The 18,936-nt window shown below is 59.4% G+C and carries 16 protein-coding genes; 15 read left to right on the plus strand and 1 reads right to left on the minus strand.

Going from position 1 to position 18,936, the window contains the following annotated elements; translation table 11 throughout:
- The first annotated feature begins 68 nt into the window (after window positions 1-68).
- The 12 genes from purS (at window position 69) to AAFN83_RS12155 (ending at window position 15,612) form a co-directional block, all read left to right on the plus strand.
- Entirely contained in the window at window positions 69-308 is a 240-nt protein-coding gene (purS, locus tag AAFN83_RS12100; RefSeq protein ID WP_347769641.1) for a phosphoribosylformylglycinamidine synthase subunit PurS, read from the plus strand.
- A gap of 66 nt (window positions 309-374) precedes the next feature.
- Window positions 375-1,067, plus strand: coding sequence for a phosphoribosylformylglycinamidine synthase subunit PurQ (gene purQ / locus AAFN83_RS12105; RefSeq protein ID WP_347769643.1), 693 nt, complete (start codon window positions 375-377; stop codon window positions 1,065-1,067).
- Window positions 1,045-3,291: a phosphoribosylformylglycinamidine synthase subunit PurL gene (gene purL, locus AAFN83_RS12110; protein ID WP_347769645.1), complete on the plus strand. Its 2,247-nt coding sequence runs from the start codon at window positions 1,045-1,047 to the stop codon at window positions 3,289-3,291. Before purQ ends, purL begins: the two co-directional genes overlap by 23 nt.
- The gene (gene purF, locus AAFN83_RS12115) at window positions 3,273-4,787 is read left to right on the plus strand and encodes an amidophosphoribosyltransferase (RefSeq protein ID WP_347769647.1); all 1,515 of its coding nucleotides are present in this window, start codon (window positions 3,273-3,275) and stop codon (window positions 4,785-4,787) included. Before purL ends, purF begins: the two co-directional genes overlap by 19 nt.
- 187 nt (window positions 4,788-4,974) lie before the next feature.
- Window positions 4,975-6,063 (plus strand): phosphoribosylformylglycinamidine cyclo-ligase, encoded by a 1,089-nt coding sequence (gene purM / locus AAFN83_RS12120; RefSeq protein ID WP_347769649.1) that lies wholly within the window; start codon window positions 4,975-4,977, stop codon window positions 6,061-6,063.
- On the plus strand, window positions 6,060-6,677 hold the full coding sequence (gene purN / locus AAFN83_RS12125; protein WP_347769651.1) for a phosphoribosylglycinamide formyltransferase: 618 nt from the start codon (window positions 6,060-6,062) through the stop codon (window positions 6,675-6,677). The genes purM and purN overlap by 4 nt, the downstream gene beginning before the upstream one ends.
- 58 nt (window positions 6,678-6,735) lie before the next feature.
- The gene (gene purH / locus AAFN83_RS12130) at window positions 6,736-8,280 is read left to right on the plus strand and encodes a bifunctional phosphoribosylaminoimidazolecarboxamide formyltransferase/IMP cyclohydrolase (RefSeq protein WP_347769653.1); all 1,545 of its coding nucleotides are present in this window, start codon (window positions 6,736-6,738) and stop codon (window positions 8,278-8,280) included.
- A gap of 121 nt (window positions 8,281-8,401) precedes the next feature.
- Window positions 8,402-9,718 (plus strand): phosphoribosylamine--glycine ligase, encoded by a 1,317-nt coding sequence (purD, locus tag AAFN83_RS12135; RefSeq protein ID WP_347769655.1) that lies wholly within the window; start codon window positions 8,402-8,404, stop codon window positions 9,716-9,718.
- Between the two features lie 182 nt (window positions 9,719-9,900).
- Window positions 9,901-10,560 (plus strand): Bax inhibitor-1/YccA family protein, encoded by a 660-nt coding sequence (locus AAFN83_RS12140; protein WP_347769657.1) that lies wholly within the window; start codon window positions 9,901-9,903, stop codon window positions 10,558-10,560.
- A 129-nt stretch (window positions 10,561-10,689) separates the two neighbouring features.
- The gene (locus AAFN83_RS12145) at window positions 10,690-11,457 is read left to right on the plus strand and encodes a M15 family metallopeptidase (RefSeq protein WP_347769659.1); all 768 of its coding nucleotides are present in this window, start codon (window positions 10,690-10,692) and stop codon (window positions 11,455-11,457) included.
- Between the two features lie 140 nt (window positions 11,458-11,597).
- A complete protein-coding gene (locus AAFN83_RS12150; RefSeq protein WP_347769661.1) occupies window positions 11,598-13,541 on the plus strand; it encodes a hypothetical protein in 1,944 nt (647 codons plus the stop codon).
- A 169-nt stretch (window positions 13,542-13,710) separates the two neighbouring features.
- On the plus strand, window positions 13,711-15,612 hold the full coding sequence (locus tag AAFN83_RS12155; protein ID WP_347769663.1) for a hypothetical protein: 1,902 nt from the start codon (window positions 13,711-13,713) through the stop codon (window positions 15,610-15,612).
- 29 nt (window positions 15,613-15,641) lie between these two features.
- Here AAFN83_RS12155 and AAFN83_RS12160 read toward each other — a convergent pair whose 3' ends face one another.
- Window positions 15,642-15,893 (minus strand): hypothetical protein, encoded by a 252-nt coding sequence (locus AAFN83_RS12160; protein ID WP_347769665.1) that lies wholly within the window; start codon window positions 15,891-15,893, stop codon window positions 15,642-15,644.
- A gap of 758 nt (window positions 15,894-16,651) precedes the next feature.
- Here AAFN83_RS12160 and AAFN83_RS12165 point away from each other — a divergent pair.
- The 3 genes from AAFN83_RS12165 to AAFN83_RS12175 are packed head-to-tail and all read left to right on the plus strand — an operon-like array spanning window position 16,652 to window position 18,810.
- On the plus strand, window positions 16,652-16,942 hold the full coding sequence (locus AAFN83_RS12165) for a YerC/YecD family TrpR-related protein (RefSeq protein WP_347769667.1): 291 nt from the start codon (window positions 16,652-16,654) through the stop codon (window positions 16,940-16,942).
- A gap of 13 nt (window positions 16,943-16,955) precedes the next feature.
- Window positions 16,956-17,801 carry a sirohydrochlorin chelatase gene (locus AAFN83_RS12170; protein WP_347769669.1) on the plus strand — a complete coding sequence of 282 codons (846 nt, stop codon included), beginning with the start codon at window positions 16,956-16,958 and terminating at the stop codon, window positions 17,799-17,801.
- A 46-nt stretch (window positions 17,802-17,847) separates the two neighbouring features.
- Window positions 17,848-18,810, plus strand: coding sequence for a diacylglycerol kinase (locus AAFN83_RS12175; protein ID WP_347769671.1), 963 nt, complete (start codon window positions 17,848-17,850; stop codon window positions 18,808-18,810).
- Window positions 18,811-18,936 lie beyond the last annotated feature (126 nt).

Here is an 18,936-nt window from a genome sequence, read left to right on the forward strand (position 1 = left end):
GGTAAAGCGTGCTTTTTCAAAGTCAGAAGAAACCTCAATGGGTTCATATATGAAGGAGGCCAACCGTTATGAAAGCGACCGTCTACGTGACGATCAAAGAAAGCGTCCTCGATCCGCAGGGCAACGCTGTGCAAGGAGCTCTTCACTCCATGGGCTTTGAAGAGGTCGGCAAGGTTCGCATTGGCAAATACATGGAACTGGAGCTCGACACGAACGACCGTGCGGAAGCCGAAGAAAGACTCCGCGCCATGTGCGAGAAGCTGCTCGCCAATACGGTCGTCGAAGATTTCCGATTTGAACTGGTGTAAGGAAGGGCAGGCTGATGGCAAGTCTGACGCAAGCTCAAGAACAAGCTTCAAGAGAGGGGTAACCACATGCATTTCGGAGTTCTTGTCTTTCCGGGATCGAACTGCGACATCGACTGCTACAAAGCAGTAGGAGATACGATTGATCAAACGGTCGAATACGTTTGGCATACCGAGACGGACCTGTCTCGTTTTGATGCGATTCTCGTCCCTGGGGGCTTTTCGTACGGAGATTACCTGCGCTGCGGCGCCATCGCCCGCTTTGCTCCCGTCATGACGGCCCTGCAAGCCTTCGCTGCCCGTGGAGGATACGTCCTTGGCATCTGCAACGGCTTCCAGATTCTTACCGAAGCCGGACTGCTGCCCGGAGCATTGCTTCGCAACCAGTCGCTCAAATTCCGCTGTCACTCTGCTCTTCTCCGAGTCGAGAACGCGGGAACGGCTTTTACGGGCTCCTATCAAGAGGGACAGGTGATCGACATCCCGATCGCCCACGGAGAAGGCAACTACTACTGCGACGAGGAGACGCTGGCGGAGCTTACGCGGGAGAACCGTATCGTGTTCCGCTATGCAGGCGAGAATCCGAACGGCTCTCTTAATGACATCGCCGGGATCATCAACAAGGAAGGCAACGTGCTCGGCATGATGCCCCACCCGGAGCGTGCGGTGCACGTGAGGCTCGGATCGGGAGACGGTGCGGGGATGTTTGAGTCGATCTTGAATGCATGGAGGGAAACAAATGGCGCAGCAGTTAACCGCTAAGGAGCCGACGGCCGAACAGATCGCCGAGCAAAAGGTATACCGTCAATTCGGCGTCACCGACGAGGAATATGAGAAAATTTGCGGCTTTATGGGACGCAAACCTAACTACGTAGAGATCGGCGTGTTCAGCGTCATGTGGTCCGAGCACTGCGCGTACAAGAACTCGAAGCCTCTGCTCCGCCGCTTCCCGACCACGGGTGAAAAGGTGCTCATGGGACCGGGCGAAGGAGCCGGCATCGTGGACATCGGCGACAACCAGGCTGTCGTGTTCAAGATCGAAAGTCACAACCATCCGTCCGCAGTAGAGCCGTACCAAGGCGCCGCTACGGGAGTGGGTGGTATCATCCGCGACATCTTCTCGATGGGCGCCCGTCCGGTGGCCTTGCTCAATTCGCTTCGCTTCGGCAAGCTGGAGTCTGCCCGCGTCAAATATCTCTTCGAGCACGTCGTCTCCGGGATCGCCGGCTATGGCAACTGCATCGGCATTCCGACCGTAGGCGGCGAAGTAACCTTCGACGAGAGCTACGAAGGCAACCCGCTCGTCAACGCCATGTGCGTCGGCCTCATCGACCACGATCAAATTCAGCGCGGGGTGGCGAGCGGCATTGGCAACCCGGTGTTCTACGTCGGACCGGCTACCGGCCGCGACGGCATTCACGGAGCGACCTTCGCCTCGGAGGAGATCACGGCGGAGACGGAAGCGAAGCGTTCCGCTGTCCAGGTCGGCGACCCGTTCATGGAAAAGCTCGTCATGGAAGCGTGCCTGGAGCTAATCGCGTCGGGCATCGTCGTCGGCATTCAGGACATGGGCGCCGCCGGCCTCACCTGCTCCAGTTCGGAGATGGCGAGTAAGGCGGGGAACGGCATGGAGCTGAACCTTGATCAGGTACCGCAGCGCGAGAACGGCATGACCGCTTACGAAATGATGCTTTCCGAGTCGCAGGAGCGGATGCTCTTTGTCGTCAAGCCCGAGCATGAAGAACAGGCAAGAGCGATATTCACACGCTGGGGCCTCGATTGCCACAAGGTCGGCCGCGTGACCGATGACGGCCGCTTGCGTCTCATCCACCACGGAGAAGTGGTCGGCGACATGCCGGTTCGTGCGCTCGTTGACGAGTGTCCGGTCTACCACAAGCCTTCCTCCGTTCCGGCTTACTACGAGCTTGGCGGTGCCGTCGACTCGGCGGCTTTTACTGAGTATGAAGACCTGAATGCCGTTCTGGAAAGCCTCCTCGGCTCTCCCTCCATAGCCAGTAAAGAATGGGTTTACTCGCAATACGATTACATGGTGCGGACCTCGACCTTCGTACAGCCCGGCTCGGATGCTGCGGTTGTCGGTGTTCCCGGAACGCGCAAGGCGCTCGCCATGACCACGGACTGCAACAGCCGCTATGTGTACCTCGATCCCGAGGTGGGCGGACGCATTGCCGTAGCAGAAGCAGCACGGAATCTGGTCTGCTCCGGCGCTCTGCCGCTCGCGGTGACGGACAATCTGAACTTCGGAAGCCCGGAGAAGCCGGAAATCTTCTGGCAATTGGAAAAGGCCGTCGACGGCATGGCCGAAGCCTGCCGCTTCCTGAACACGCCCGTGATCGGCGGGAATGTCAGCCTCTACAACGAGAACGCCAAGGGCGCGATCTACCCGACACCGGTTGTCGGTATGGTCGGCCTGGTGGAGGATCTCGACCACATCACGACTCAGTCTTTTGCGGCAGAGGGGGATGTTATCCTGCTGCTCGGCGAAACCCAGGCTGAATTCGGCGGCAGCGAGCTTCAGAAGGTCCTGTTCGACAAGACGGAGGGCCGTCCGCCTGTGCTCGACCTCGTCACCGAGAAACGCTTGCAGGAAACGGTACTTGCCGCCATTCGCGCGGGTTTGGTTGCATCGGCGCATGACCTCGCCGAAGGCGGTCTTGCGGTCGCTCTTGCGGAAAGCTGCTTCGGCGCAGGCGTTGGTGCGAAGGTGGAGCTCGCGACCTCTCTGCGTGCGGACCACGCGCTGTTCAGCGAAACGCAATCCCGCATCCTGCTCAGCGTAAAGCCGGAGCAAGCGGATGAGCTGATCCGCCTCATCCAGGATCGCGATGTTCCAGTAACGGCCATCGGCACGGTAGGCGGAACGGAATTGACGGTCGCCGTCAATGGCGTCGCCGCGATCGAACGCCCGGTGGGTGGACTGAAAACCGTTTGGAAGGACGCGATCCCATGCCGGATGAACGCTTGATGGCAGGCCGTCCGGCAGGAAGGGAACCAGCGGGCCATTCCCTCTATGTGCCGCACTGGTGCGGGGACTATTACAACGAGGGAATGGACGGCTCGTTCGACAAGCTGAAGGAGGAGTGCGGGGTATTCGGCGTGTTCGGCCATCCCGAAGCGTCGGCCCTGTCCTTTTACGGCCTGCACGCCCTCCAGCACCGAGGCGAAGAGAGCGCCGGCATCTGCACGACTGTGGATGGCAGCGAGTTCTTCATCCACAAGGGCATGGGGCTCGTCAAGGAAGTGTTCACCAACGAGCACATGGAGATGCTGAAGGGCTCCACCGCGATCGGACACGTGCGCTACTCTACATCGGGGGCGAGCCTGATCGCGAATGCCCAGCCGCTCCATTTCCGGTTCCGGCACGGTCACATCGCGATTGCTACCAACGGCAACATCGTCAATGCGGATGAAATTCGCGACGAACTGGAGGAGGCGGGCTCCGTCTTCCAGACGACGAGCGACACCGAGGTGCTCGTCCATCTGATCGCAAGAGCCCGGGGTATCGCGATGGAGGAGGCCGTTAAGCCTGCCCTGCAAAAGGTAAAGGGCGGCTACGCCTTCCTCATCATGGTCAACGACAAGCTCGTTGTGGCCCGCGACCCGCACGGCCTGCGGCCGCTCGCGATGGGCAAGCTCGACGAGGCGTATGTGTTCGCCTCCGAGACCTGCGCGTTCGAGACGATCGGCGCGGAGTACATCCGCGACATCGAACCGGGCGAGCTGCTCGTGTTCGACCAGGACGGCGGCATGCGCACGGATCGTATCGCTCCTCTTGAGCGGCGTGCGATCTGCTCCATGGAATACATCTACTTCTCTCGTCCGGACAGTGACCTGGACGGCATCAACCTGCACGCTGCCCGCAAGCGGATGGGCATGCAGCTCGCCATGGAGGCGTTCGTCGATGCCGACGTGGTCACTGGCGTACCGGACTCCAGCACCTCGGCGGCCATCGGCTTCGCCGAACAGACCGGCATCCCGTACGAACTCGGGATGATCAAAAACCGCTACACCGGCCGTACCTTCATCCAGCCGAGCCAGGAGCTGCGCGAGCGCGGTGTGAAGATGAAGCTGAGTGCAGTCCGCAAGGTGGTCGAGGGCAAGCGCGTCGTCATGATCGATGATTCGATCGTGCGCGGCACGACGAGCCTCCGCATCGTCAAAATGCTCCGCGACGCCGGAGCGAAAGAGGTGCACGTGCGCATCAGCTCGCCGCCTTACGCGAATCCGTGCTTCTATGGCATCGATACGCCAAGCCGCCGCGACCTGATCGCGTCCAGCCATACCGTCGAAGAAATTCGCCGTGCCATCGATGCGGATTCGCTCTACTTCCTCTCCAAGGAAGGCTTGCTCGCCGCCATCGGACGGCCTGTTGGAGAATACAACCGCGGCATGTGCACCGGCTGCTTCGACAACGACTACCCGACGAGCGTTCCGCCCGATGCGGACAGCTGCGGCTGTTGATTGAGGAATTCTCAGCAGGGTGATTCGTTTTATCGCGTATACACCGCATTTGCATCTGTATATGCATCAGCATTCCGTATCTGCTGCGCGTCAGCATTTCGTAGCGGTACCTGCTGCAGATAGCCCGTTTTTCGATAAGATTTGATCCGTTCCCCGTATCTCGTATCCATTCGAAGGAGTGAACCCTGTGTCTGACGCATACAAAAAGGCAGGAGTCGACATCGCCGCCGGCAATGAAGCCGTGGAGCGCATGAAAAAGCACGTAAAGCGCTCGATGCGCCCGGAGGTGCTGGCCGGACTTGGCGGCTTTGGAGCCCTGTTCGGGCTGAACAAGGACAAGTATGAGGAACCGGTCCTCGTATCCGGGACGGACGGCGTCGGCACGAAGCTGATGCTGGCCTTCGCCATGGACAAGCACGACACCATCGGCATCGACGCCGTGGCCATGTGCGTGAACGACATTGTCGTACAAGGCGCTGAGCCGCTGTTCTTTCTCGACTACCTCGCTTGCGGTAAGGTCGTACCGGAAAAGATCGAGGCGATCGTCGCCGGGATCGCCGAAGGCTGCGTGCGCTCCGGCTGCTCGCTGATCGGCGGAGAGACCGCTGAAATGCCCGGTATGTACAGCGCAGAGGATTATGACATCGCCGGCTTCGCGGTCGGGATCGTCGACCGCAAGAAGATCATCGACGGCCAGGCGATCCGTCCGGGCGACGTGCTGATCGGCCTCGCTTCGAGCGGCGTGCACAGCAACGGCTACTCGCTCGTGCGGCGCCTGCTTCTCGAAGAAGCCGGGCTCACGCTCGACCAGCCGCTTACATCCATCGCGGAGCTGAAAGAGCTTACCCGCGAGGCAGAAAAGAACGGCCAACCCGACCGCACGCTGGGCGATGCCCTGCTGGAGCCGACGCACCTCTATGTGAAGCCGATCCTCGGCATTCTCGAAGAGGTGGCTGTGAAGGGGATGGCCCACATCACCGGCGGCGGCTTCACCGAGAACATCCCGCGCATGCTGCCCGAAGGCGTCGGCGTCGAGATCGAGCTCGGCAGTTGGCCGGTGCATCCGCTGTTCACTCTTATGAAGTCCAAGGGCAATCTGAGCGAAGATGACCTGTTCCGCACCTTCAACATGGGAATCGGCATGGTGCTCGCCGTCGCTCCTGAAGATGCGGAGCGGGTGGAACAGCTCGCTCGCGCCCATGGCGAGAAGCCCTATCGCATCGGCCGCGCCGTTGCCGGCGAATCTGTGGTGCACTACACGGGGGCGGCCCGATGAAGCGCCCGACCCGCGTCGCCGTCTTCGCTTCCGGCAGCGGCAGCAACTTTCAGGCGCTGACCGATGCCGTCGCCGAAGGCCGCATCCCGGCTGCCCAGCTCGTCCTGCTCGTCACGGACAAGCCGCAGGCGGCCGTGGTCGACCGGGCAGAGCGCGCCGGCGTGCCGGTGTTTGCCTTCCGCCCGCGCGACTATGCTTCCCGCGAGGCCTACGAAGCCGAGATTGTCGCGCGGCTGACGGAGCTTGAGGTCGATCTCATCGTGCTCGCCGGGTATATGCGGCTCGTGACCTCGACCTTGCTCACGCCCTTCGCGGGACGGATCGTCAACATCCACCCCTCGCTGCTTCCGTCGTTCCCCGGCGTGGATGGGGTACGCCAAGCGATCGAGTACGGCGTCAAAGTGACTGGCGTGACCGTGCATTTCGTCGACGCCGGGCTCGACACCGGCCCGGTGCTGCTCCAGCGTGCCGTCGAGGTGCTGGACGACGACACCGAAGAGACGCTCGCCGCCCGCATTCATGCGGTCGAGCATGAGCTGTACCCCGAGGCGATCCGCCTTCTCAGTGAAGGCCGCGTCGAGCTCGACGGGCGCAAGGTTCGCTTGCGCAAGTGAGGTTTTGCTTTTCCTTGTTCCATCCATCACCTTTACCCATCTTGAGGAGGTTGCTGCTGTGGCTATCAAACGCGCGCTGATCAGCGTGTCCGACAAAACCGGAATTCTTCCCTTTGCCCAAGAGCTTGCTGGACTGGGCGTGGAGATCATCTCCACGGGGGGCACCTATCAGTTGCTGAAGGACAATGGGATTCCCGTTACCGGAATCTCGGACGTCACCGGATTTCCCGAGATCATGGACGGACGGGTCAAAACGCTGCACCCCGCCGTGCACGGAGGGCTGCTCGCCGTTCGCGCGAGCGAGAAGCATCGGGCGCAAATGGAGGAGAACGGCATCGGCTACATCGATCTCGTTGCGGTCAATCTCTATCCGTTCGCGGCGACCATCGCCAAGCCGGATGCGACTTACGAGGATGCGGTGGAGAATATCGACATCGGCGGTCCGACCATGCTTCGCTCCGCAGCCAAGAACCACGCAGACGTGACGGTGATCGTCGACGCCTCGGACTACGCGCAGGTGCTGGAGGAGATCCATGCCTCGGGCGATACCGAGCTGGCTACCCGCAAGCGCCTTGCCGCGAAGGTGTTCCGCCACACCGCCCACTACGATTCCCTCATCGCAGACTATTTGACCCGTAAGACGACGGGCGAAGCGTTCCCCGAAACCTTTACCGTTACCTACGAAAAGGCTCAGGAGCTTCGCTACGGAGAAAACCCGCACCAGCAAGCGGCCTTCTACCGCAAGGCTCTCGGGGGTGCAGGCACGCTTGCACAGGCCGAACAGCTCCACGGCAAGGAGCTGTCTTACAACAACATCAATGACGCCAACGCAGCCCTGCAGCTCCTCGCAGAGTTCACGGAGCCGGCGGTGGTCGCTGTCAAGCATATGAACCCGTGCGGCGTCGGCATCGGCGAGACCATCGACGAGGCATACACCAAGGCGTATGACGCCGATCCGGTCTCCATCTTTGGAGGCATCGTCGCTGCCAACCGCACGGTAGGCAAGGAGACGGCTGAGAAGATGCACAGCATCTTCCTGGAGATCGTCATCGCCCCGGACTTCACGGACGAAGCGCTCGCCATCCTGAAGGCGAAGAAGAACATCCGCCTCCTGAAGCTGGATATCGCGCTGGCCGAGCAAGGGCCAGAGCTTGCAGTCACGTCTATTCAGGGAGGAGCGCTCGTACAGGAGACGGACAAGCGCCGTCTGACGGATGAGGATATCAAGGTTGTGACGGACCGCAAGCCGACCGAGGAAGAGCTGAAGCAGCTGCTCTTCGCATGGAAGGTCGTGAAACACGTCAAGTCGAACGCCATCGTGCTCGCGAACAGCGACATGACGGTGGGCGTCGGCGCAGGGCAGATGAACCGCGTCGGTTCAGCCCGCATCGCCATCGAGCAAGCGGGAGAGAAAGCGAGCGGCTCGGTGATGGCGTCGGATGCGTTCTTCCCGATGAGTGACACGTTGGAGCTAGCGGCGAAGGCGGGGATCACCGCTGTCATCCATCCGGGCGGCTCCATCCGCGACGAGGATTCCATCAAGGTGGCCAACGAATACGGCATCGCCATGATCGCCACGGGCATTCGCCACTTCAAGCATTAATCAGGTCAGAGAGGGTCTTTGGGGTCTGGTTTGGTTCCAAGGGCTCCCTCATCGATCCGCATGAACAAGATGCGGGCATGATCCAACAAAGTTGATAGACCGGAGCACGGGAGGAAGAAGCATGAAGGTATTGATCGTCGGCCGGGGAGGCCGGGAGCATGCAATCACGTGGGCCATCGCCCAGAGTCCGCGCGTGGAGAAGCTCTACTGCGCACCGGGCAATGGAGGCATCGCTGCACTGGCGGAATGCGTGCCGATTGAAGAGATGGATTTTGCCGGCATTGCCGCGTTTGCCAAGGAGAAGAGCATCGACTTCGTCGTCATCGGACCGGACGATCCGCTCGCTGCTGGCATCGTCGATCACCTGGAGGCCGAAGGGCTGAAGGTATTTGGTCCGCGAAAGAACGCCGCCGAGATCGAAGGCAGCAAAGCCTTCATGAAGGAGCTGCTGCGCAAGTATCAGATTCCCACTGCGGCCTATGAGACCTTCACTTCACATGATGAAGCACTCGCCTACCTGAAGACGCGTCCCTTGCCGATTGTCATCAAGGCAGACGGGCTCGCCGCAGGCAAAGGGGTGATCGTCGCTCATACGGCAGAGGAAGCCGAAGCCGCCCTTGCCAGCATCATGGTAACCAAAGCGTTCGGCGCTTCGGGCGAGAAAGTGGTCATCGAGGAGTTCCTTGAAGGCCAGGAGATGTCGCTGCTTGCCTTCGTAGACGGCCGAACCGTTCGTGTCATGGAGCCTTCGCAGGATCACAAGCCGGTCTTCGACGAAGACAAGGGGCCGAATACGGGCGGCATGGGGACCTACTCGCCGCTGCCTCACATCGATCCGGCTATCATCGAGGAAGCGATCCGCACCATCGTTCAGCCGACGGCGGATGCGCTCGTTGAGGAAGGGCGGCCCTTCCAGGGCGTTCTCTTCGCAGGTCTCATGCTGACCTCGGACGGGCCGAAGACCATCGAGTTCAACGCCCGCTTCGGCGACCCGGAGACGCAGGTGATTCTGCCCCGGCTGGAATCCGATCTGCTCGACATCCTGCTCGCCGTGGCCGAAGGCCGACTGGACGAATCGGATATTCGCTGGAGCGATTCGGCCGCTGTCTGCGTCATCCTCGCCTCCGAGGGCTACCCCGGCAGCTACCCGAAGGGCCGCACCATCACCGGCATCGAGGATGCCGAATGGGACGCCCTCGTCTTCCATGCCGGGACCGCGCTGGCGCCTGACGGCGAGTCCGTCGCGACCGCAGGCGGCCGCGTGCTCGGTGTTGTCGGCCGCGGAGCCGACATCGCCGAAGCGCGAGACCGTGCATACGCCGCCGTAGCGCGCATTCGCTTCGAAGGAGCGCATCACCGAAGCGACATCGCCGCAAAGGCGCTCGCAGGGATCGCGGCAATCGAGGCTGCGGAGGCTGTTGAAGCATCAGAAGAATAAGCGGCAGCCCCAAAAGGGCATGCCGAAGAGAGCGGACCTGGGAGGGTCCGCTTTTTTAAGCGATTCCGGCTTTTTGCCGAAAATGGAAACCAAACCGTGCTTTTCACGTAGAGGAATGCTATACTAGCTTTACGATTTGCGAGCCTCTCGCATCCAAAATAGGGGAAAAGGTGGGAATTCGTTTGGATTTCGAACAACAGCAATCAATCGGCTATGAGAGGGAATACAACTCATCCTTCCATAAGCTCCTGAAAATGTTTACGCTTTCGATCCTGGTGTCGTTCCTCGGCACCCTGGTGGGAATGTTTATTCCAACCATCCTGTTCATTCCGCTCGTGGTCGTCGAGTTCGTGATGATCATCTCGGCGTTCTTCGTTCGTCGCCGCAAGAAAGCAATCGGGTATCCGTTCGTGTTCAGCTTTGCGCTAATCAGCGGTATTACCCTGTACCCGACGGTCGCGCATTATTCGGCCCAAGGCGGGTTCTCGCTCGTGAACACCGCGTTCCTGATCACGGCGCTGATCTTCGGCGGCCTGACCGCATACGCCTACTATTCCAAGCGGGACTTCAGCTTCTTGGGCGGCTTCCTCGTCATGGGGGTTATCACCCTGATCGGCTTTAGCGTCATCGGATTGTTCACCGGCGGCTTCGGCGGCACGCTTGGACTCGGCATCGCCATCGGCGGCACGCTGATTTTCTCCGGCTACATCCTGTATGATATCTCGCATTACAAGCATGGCCTCGAAGAGGAAATGATTCCGTTCGCCGTGCTGAACCTGTACCTTGACTTCATCAACCTGTTCCTGTATGTGCTCCGTCTGCTCGGGTTCTCCCGGGATTAAGGAGCTCCTTTCGTCGCAGTCTCTTAGCGGCGGAGCCAGACGCAATCCAGACCGTTCGACTGCAAGACCGTCCGGCCTCCGGGCGGTCTTTTCCTGTCGATGACGTCCATTCCAAAGGAGATCCCTAAGATGAACCTGCGTAAAAAGCAACTGTCCGCCGCCCTCCTGTCCTCGATGCTGGTTGCTTCCCTTCTGGTGGGCTGTGACAAGGAGGAGGCAACTCCATCCGCCTCTTCGACGAGCGGAGAGCCGACTTCGACCTCCATCGTAGCGGCCTCCCCTTCTCCGGAAGTGCGTCCTGTCATCACCGATCCGGCCAGTACCGCAGTGCTCGTTAACAAGGAGTATGCTTTGCCGGACGACTATTCGCCGGATGACCTCGTCTACCCGGACGTTCCCTTTCTGTTCAAGGAAAAGATCGAGAAGCGCATGATGCGCAAGGAAGCGGCCGCCGCCCTCGAAAAGCTGTTCGCCGCTGCCAAGCAAGACGGCATCTACCTGGCTGGAGTATCGGCCTATCGCTCCCATGCGACACAAACGGCAGTGTTTAACCGCTATGTGGAGAAGGACGGCGAGGAAAAGGCGAAGACCTACAGCGCCGTCCCGGGCCACAGCGAGCATGAGACCGGCCTCGCCATCGACGTATCCGGCAGTGACGGCAAGTTTGCCGCCGAGCCCGGCTTCGCAGATACCCCGGAAGCAGAATGGCTGGCCGCCCATGCGACGGAGTACGGGTTCATCATCCGCTACCCGGAAGGCAAGGAAGCCATCACCGGTTACACCTACGAGGCCTGGCATCTTCGCTACGTAGGCGAAGAGATCTCCAAGGAGATCGGCGAGAAGGGCATCACCCTGGAGGAGTACTACGGAACGGTTCCCGTTTCGTCGGGCTCCTGAGGAAGTCCATCGCGCTGTATCTAAATCACGCATATGAGAGTCGCCGCGACATGCGGCGGCTTTTTTCTTATGCAACCAACTCGCTTCGATTCACGTCTTCTTGATAGCATATTTTGGAAAGAGTATAAGCGAGGAACTCGATGAACGAGACCTGTGGAGAACAACTGGATAAAGAGGGTGCGGCGGTGGAAGAAGGGATCCGAATCAGGAAGAAACGCTGGTGGGTGGGAATGGCGGTTACCGTTTTGCTAGGCCTGGCGGTCTGGGGGTTAACGGCTTGTGATGGGCGGGAAGGAAAGAAAGCAGCTCCATCGGCCATATCGGCCGCAACGGTCGGGTTGCCTTCGCCAAACCCGGGAGCGTCCGCGGGTCCCACCGTCCAACCATCCGAAACAGTGCCGATGATCCCGAGCTTTCGGGATTTGGTGGAGGAAGTCTCCTTTTTTCAGCAGGATGACTCTTCTGCGTGGCCCATTGTGGGCTTTGAAGCGGGGGGATTTCCAAGGGAGTCTCAGAGCTATGCGGTCAATCTGGGGGTGCCTTACGGCTTCATCAAGTTCAAGTCGATGCCTGAGGAGGATCTGAAGCAGCTTCTTCCGTATATTCGGGTGGATGGAGAGCCGCTTGAGCTCACGCTCTCCAACCCCGATTATGATAAGTTCGAGTTCCGCTGGGAGCTTCCAAGGCTGCAAGAGCCAGCGGTTTTGGAGATCGGTGATTTTCCCGCCATTACGCTAACTCCACCCCATCCGTTCACTATGGAAACAGATGGGCCAGTGCTGCTGCGGAGTGCTGCGCCTTATTATCAAATTCTGCTGCCTTCAACGATTAAGACGACGGTGCTCACCTTTTCGGAGCCGATTCGCAGGGAGGAGCTGAGCATGGAAGGAAGGGGGGACCACAAGTGGTTGGGTGAACGTCGTCTGCAAATCACTCTGCCCCGGAACGAAAAATCAGGCCGAGTGACACTCTCCTATCGATCAGCAACCATGAACCAGGGAGTGCGTTTGCCGGGTCTCCAAATAGTCGAGGTGATTCAGAAGCCGGAAGCCTATTGGGCCGAGGCAGGAAAAGAAGGGGGCATCAGTTGGAGCATGCTCGACGGGTTCTATGATCGGATTTCGTTTTCACCAGACCGCTCGTCCTACGTAGGCTTTGTTCCCCTCCAGTCGGTGGATACAGATGCGAAGGACTCCAGATACGCTTTGATCCTGGAACGCAGAGGCCAGCCGCCGCGCATTCTAGAGCCGGTGGTATCTTTCGATCCGCTGGACAACGATCCAATTGATTGGCTGGATCAGAACCGCTTCTTGTTCACGAATGGCGACGCCGTTCTAGAATATGACACTCGACAAAAAGGGAGGAAGGCCGTTCAACCCCTAAGCTTGATGGAGGGCGTGTCGCCTTCCTTTACCGCCTATGACCGGGTGAAGGATCGTCTTTATGTGGGGTATGTGCATTTTAATAGCGAGGCGCAGCAGTTTCCAATTGACGTTACCCGCTATGCGGAGCAAGGACGGCGAGAGATCAGCAGGGAGAGGGCCTTTACTCACACTTATGAAAAAGGGAAGTACAACGCGCAATCAGCATTGCCGCACATCACTCCGTCCGGGATCTTCTGGAGAGGCATGCAGGAGGGAACGCCCGTGACTTGGTTCGAACAGGAGGACGGAGCTTCGATCACTTCCCTAAACACCCGCTGGGTGGCCGGCGATGAACAGGGTGTATACCTACAAGAGATGAAACAAGAAGGAGAAGGGGCGGTTGGCACGGATCGCTATCGGTATTGGGACCCGCTTGCCAAGAGCCAGAAGCTCCAAGATCGGGTACTGCCTCCTTTACCCAGCGGGGGCGAAGGGAACAACGGGTATAAGGTCCAGCCATTTGGCCCTCAATTGCTTGCGGTGAAAATGGGCGAGGGTTCTGGTGGGAGTTCCGTGGAAAACGGCACTGCCGGTGCAGACACCCGGCTTCTCTTCGATAAATCCACATGGAGCTGGAAGCCTCTCCCCGCCGAGCTGGCGGGAAGCCACATTCCTGTCCAATATGAACAAAGCCTCTACCGCGTTAAGCGGACTTCATGAGCTTGACGTAGGTAGAGGGAGGGCCCCTGGTTATCGCCGGGGGGCTTTTTTCTTATGCAACCAACACACTTCGAATCACGTCTTCTTGGTAGCATATGTTGGAAAAAGTGTCAGCGAAGAACACGAAGAATGAAACCTGCGGAGAAAACCGGATAAAGAGGGTGCGGCGGTGGAAGAGAGGATTGGAATCAGGAAGAAACGCTGGTGGAGGGGGATGGCGGTTGCCGTTTTGCTAGGGCTGGCGGTCTGGGGGTTAACGGCTTGTGATGGGCGGGAAGGAACGAATGCCGTTCCATCGGCCACATCGGCTGCAACGGTGGAGTCGCCTCCGCATTCATCAACCATTGGAGCGTCCGCGAGCCCTACCGTCCAACCATCCACTACGGCGGCGATGATCCCAAGCTTTCGGGATATGGTGACGGAAGTCTCTTTTTATCAGCGGGATGACTCTTCTTCGTGGCGCATTGTAGAATTTGAAGCGGGGAACCTTCCATGGGAGTCTCGAAGCTATGCGGTCAATCTGGGGGTGCCCTACGGCTTCATCAAGGTAAAGCCGATGCCTGAGGAGGATCTGAAGCAGCTTCTCTCGTATATTCGGGTGGATGGAGTGCCGCTCGAGCTCACGCTCCCCAATCCCGATTATTCAAAGTTCGAGTTCCGATGGGAGCTTCCAAAGCTGCAGAAACCCGTTGTTCTGGAAATGGGTGATCTTCCCCCCATTACGTTAACCCCTCCTAATCCTCTGGCAATGGAAACGGATGGGCTGGCGCTGCTGAGCAATAAAATGCCTTTTTATCAAATTCTTCTCTCTCCAACGCAAACCACTGCGGTGATCACCTTTTCAGAGCCCATCCGGAAGAAGGAGGTTCGTATCGAGGGGGAAGGTCACGAGTGGCTGGATGAATTCCGTTTGCGAGTCACTCTTCCCATGAACGAAAAATCAAGCAGGATTACCCTAACCAATCTTTTTGGAGAATCGGGGAGCTCGCTCTCTCGGTCTGGGCCGCCGATCATCGAGATGGTTCGAAAACCCGAAGCCCGTTGGGCCGAGGCAGGAAAAGGAGAAGCCGTCACCTGGAGCAAGCTCGACGGGTTCTATGATCGGGTTTCGTTTTCGCCGGACCGTTCGTCCTACGTAGGTTTTGTTCCCCTCCTGCCCGCAGACGGCGATGCGAAGGGGTTCGAGTACGCCTTGATCCTGGAACGCAAAGGCCAGCCGCCGCGCATCTTGGAGCCGCTGATGTTTTTCGATGCGGTGGATAAAAGTCCGATTCATTGGCTGGATCAGAATCGCTTCTTATTCACAGAGGGCAACGCCGTACTGGAATATGACACTCGACAAGAAGGGAAAAAGGCCGTTCAACCCCTAAGCTCGATGGAGGGCGTGACGCCTTCCTTTACCGCCTATGATCGGGCGAAGGATCGTCTTTACGTGGGGTATGTGCATTTTGAAGGCGAGGAGTATCAGTTCCCGGTTGAGGTTATCCGCTATGCAGAGCAAGGACGGCGAGAGATCAGCAGGGAAAGGGCTTTTACCGACACGTATGAAAAAGGACTGTACAACGCGCAAACGGCACTTCCGCACATCACTCGGTCCGGTATCTTCTGGAGAGGCATGCAGGAGGGAACGCCTGTGACTTGGTTTGAACAGGAGGGCGGGGCTACGATCACCTCCCCAAACACTCGCTGGGTGGCTGGTGATGAACAGGGCGTGTACGTGCAGGAGATGAAACGAAAAGGAGAAGGGGCGGTTGGCACGGATCGCTATCGGTATTGGGACCCGCTTGCCAAGAGTCAGAAGCTCCGGGATCGCGTGCTGCCTCCTTTACCCAGCGGGGGCGAAGGGAACAACGGGTATAGGGTCCAGCCCTTTGGCCCTCAATTGCTTGCCGTGAAAATTGGTGAGGGTTCTGGCGGGAGTTCTGTGGAAAGCGGCACTGCCGGTGCAGACACCCGGCTTCTCTTCGACAAAGCCTCCTGGAGCTGGAAGCCTCTCCCTGCCGAGCTGGCAGGAAGTCACATTCCTGTCCAATACGAACAAAGCCTCTACCGCGTCAAGCAGACTCCATGAGCTTGACACGGTAGAGGGAGGGCCCCCGGTTATCGCCGAGGGCTGCGTTTTTTGGCGCGGCCTTTCTTGGAGGTGCCGCGTCTCTTCTTTGAGGTGCCGCCGCTCTTGCGCCGTTTGCGGCGGCGTCGCTTCACCGGTGCGAGGCCGTCGCCGTCGTCGTCACCAGAGGAGGACTTGCCGAGGCTGGAGAACAGCTTGAACACGGGCGCCAGCTGCTGCACGGTTCCGGCAAGCTTCTGCACCTTGGTGATGGTGCCGATCAGCCCTTCGATACCGCCCATGCTCTGGAGGATGCCGCCGATTCCGCCCGGAAGGGCGCCGGCACCCCCAGCACCTGCGGCGGCGCCAGGGAAGCCCGCGGCCCCACCGGCTCCGCCTCCCCCTCCGCCACCGCCGAGGAGGTTGGAGAGGAGGTTGCCAATGCCGCCTCCTCCGCCACCGGCAGGTGCGGCACCGGGGAGTGCCGGCGGTCGACCGCCGAACAGCCCGCCGCCCGCGCCGGGTAAGGCGGGAGGACGTCCGGCGCCAAGGGCTGCGCCTGGCAGGGCGGGCGGGGCTCCGGCGAAGCCGCCGGGCGCGAAGAGGTTGCCGCCGGGAAAGCCGGGGATGCCGGCGGTTCCGGCAGGCGGAAGCGAGAAGCCGCCGGGGAAGGCACGGCTTGCGGCGGAAGCGTCCCAGAGGCCGGGGGCGGCCGGATAGCCGCCGGCCTGGATCGGCGCTGCCGCAGGAGCGGGGGCAGGAGCCGGAGCATACGAGGGAGCCGGGCGGGCGTTTGCCGCGCGGGCTCCCGCTTGTTGCCGGGAGTAACCCGATTGGTGTATAGTCATCTTGAACCACAACCCTTTTCCTTTTATGGGTGTTTGTATATAATCTATGAGGTAGGCACTTGTTTCGTATGGACGAATGCCCCAGTTTTTCCGCTTTTGTGCAATTTAGCGCGCTAACGCTTAAAAATTTTACAGACTCAAAACGAATCGGCAGGAATTTATCTTTTTCATATCGAAAAGATAAGGTATCGCACGATGAAGGAGACCGCACTATGCAGCTCAAAAAACTCAACGACAAATCCATCGACCAGCTGTTCGAAGCCGTTCTGACTTTGAAGGATATGGACGAATGCTACGTCTTTTTCGATGACCTGTGCACGGTGAATGAAATCCAGTCCCTCGCTCAGCGCTTGGAAGTCGCTCGCATGCTCCGCAAGGGCAATACCTATAACCAGATTGAAGCCGAGACCGGCGCCAGCACTGCAACCATCTCCCGCGTGAAACGCTGCCTCAACTACGGCAATGACGGGTACAAAATGGCACTGGAACGGCTCGATCGGTAAGCCGGCGATTCAGATGTCTACTTATGGAGTACTCATTGTCAGCCACGGGTCTCGTGATTCCGAATGGGTGAGGCTCGTCGATACAGCGGTGGCCGGGGTTCCTTTTCCCGAAGGAACGCCGGTTTCTTGCTGTTTTCTCGAGCAAGTGGAAGGCCGCCTGATTCAGGACGGCGTTCGCGAGCTGGAAGCGCAGGGGGTAACCGACCTTCTCGTCCTTCCGTTGTTTGTTTCCTCAGGCAGCAGCCATGTGGAGGAGATTGCTCAGGCCTTCGGGGTGCGGTTCGTCCCGGACTCGCTGGAGGAAGAGGAAGCGGAAGCCGAGATTTCGGCTGCGGCCGATTCATCCTATGCCCGGGAGAGGATCCCGTCCCTTGCGCTGCGGTCGAGGGTGCATATGGGGCAGCCGCTGGAAGAGGATGCTATCCTCGCTCAAATCATCTATGCTAAAATAGAAGAGCAGCAGGCGGACCCGACGAAGGAAGCTCTCCTGCTCGTCGCTCATGGAAGCTCGGATCCGCGGCTCGAGCGCCGCTACCGCCGGATGATCCGCAAGCTGGCCGCTCGCCTGCAGGCGATGGCGGGATACGGAGAAGCCAAGACGGCTCTGCTCTTGCCGGACTCCGAAGAGGTGCGCCGCAAGGTGGATCGCCTGTCTTCCAAAGCGCCGGACCGGATGGTCCGGGTAATCCCGGTTTTCCTCAGCGAAGGAGTGTTCACCCATCAGGTGATCCCCTCCCGGCTCGCGGAAAGCCATGGCCAGTATGCGTATATGGAAGGAGCCCTGCTCCCAAGCCCCATGATCTCGGTTTGGCTTCTGGAGCAGTTCACGCAACTCCTGGATAAGCTTGTTCCAGGATGAAGAAGACTGGCGAAATCAGGACAAACTGCATATAGGGTGGTTGGGAATGAAGAAACGGGCTAGGTTGATTTATAACCCCACATCGGGGCGGGAAGCGATGCGCCGGAAGCTTCCGGAGGTGCTTCAGCGGCTCGAGCGGGGAGGACTGGAGACGTCCACTCACGCCACAACGGGCGAAGGAGACGCTGTACTCGCCGCACATGAAGCGGTGGAGCGCGGCTTCGATGTCGTCATTGCCGCCGGGGGCGACGGCACGCTGAATGAGGTCATCAACGGACTCGCGGAACAGCCCTATCGACCGAAGCTCGGCATCCTGCCGCTCGGGACGACCAATGATTTTGCACGGGCGCTCGGCATTCCTCGCAATTTTGAGGCGGCGTGCGACCTCATTACCCGCAACCAGACGGTCCCGATCGACATCGGGAAGGTCAACGAGAAGTACTTCATCAACATCGCCGGCGGCGGGTCGCTGACGGAGCTGACCTACGAGGTGCCAAGCCGTCTGAAGACGGTGCTCGGCCAGCTTGCGTACTATGTGAAGGGGCTGGAGAAGCTCCCGTCCTTCAAGCCGATCAAGGCGACCATCGAGACGGACACGGAGACGATCGAGGAGGAGATTATGCTCTTCCTTGCCTCGAACAGCAACTCGGTCGGCGGCTTCGAGAAGCTCGTGCCGGATGCCAGCCTGAACGACGGCAAGCTCGACCTGATCCTGCTGCGCAAGTGCAACCTTGCGGAGTTCATCCGCATCGTCACCTCCGCCATGCGCGGCGATCATCTGAATGATCCGCATCTAAAGTATATTCGTACGTCGAAGTTGAACGTCACTTCCCCGGATTACGTCCAATTGAACCTGGACGGGGAGTACGGCGGCACGCTCCCGGTGAATATCTCGGTCCTGCCGTCGCACCTGGAGGTCTTCGCGGACGAATCCGGCCAATTCTCGTACAAGACGGGAAGCCGGCACCACCAGATTCCGCCCAAGCTCCTGGAGGGGCTGGACGAGTAGATTAGCGGGCAGGCGAACGGCAAGCAAGTCGAGCCAGTAATCAGCTGGTATCATCAGAGCACCATCAGCAGGCGACCCATACTTAACGCAAGCCTATACTTAGGCATAAAGATTAACCATACATAG

This window comes from Gorillibacterium sp. CAU 1737 (assembly GCF_039888655.1).
Classification (GTDB): Bacteria; Bacillota; Bacilli; order Paenibacillales; family NBRC-103111; genus Gorillibacterium.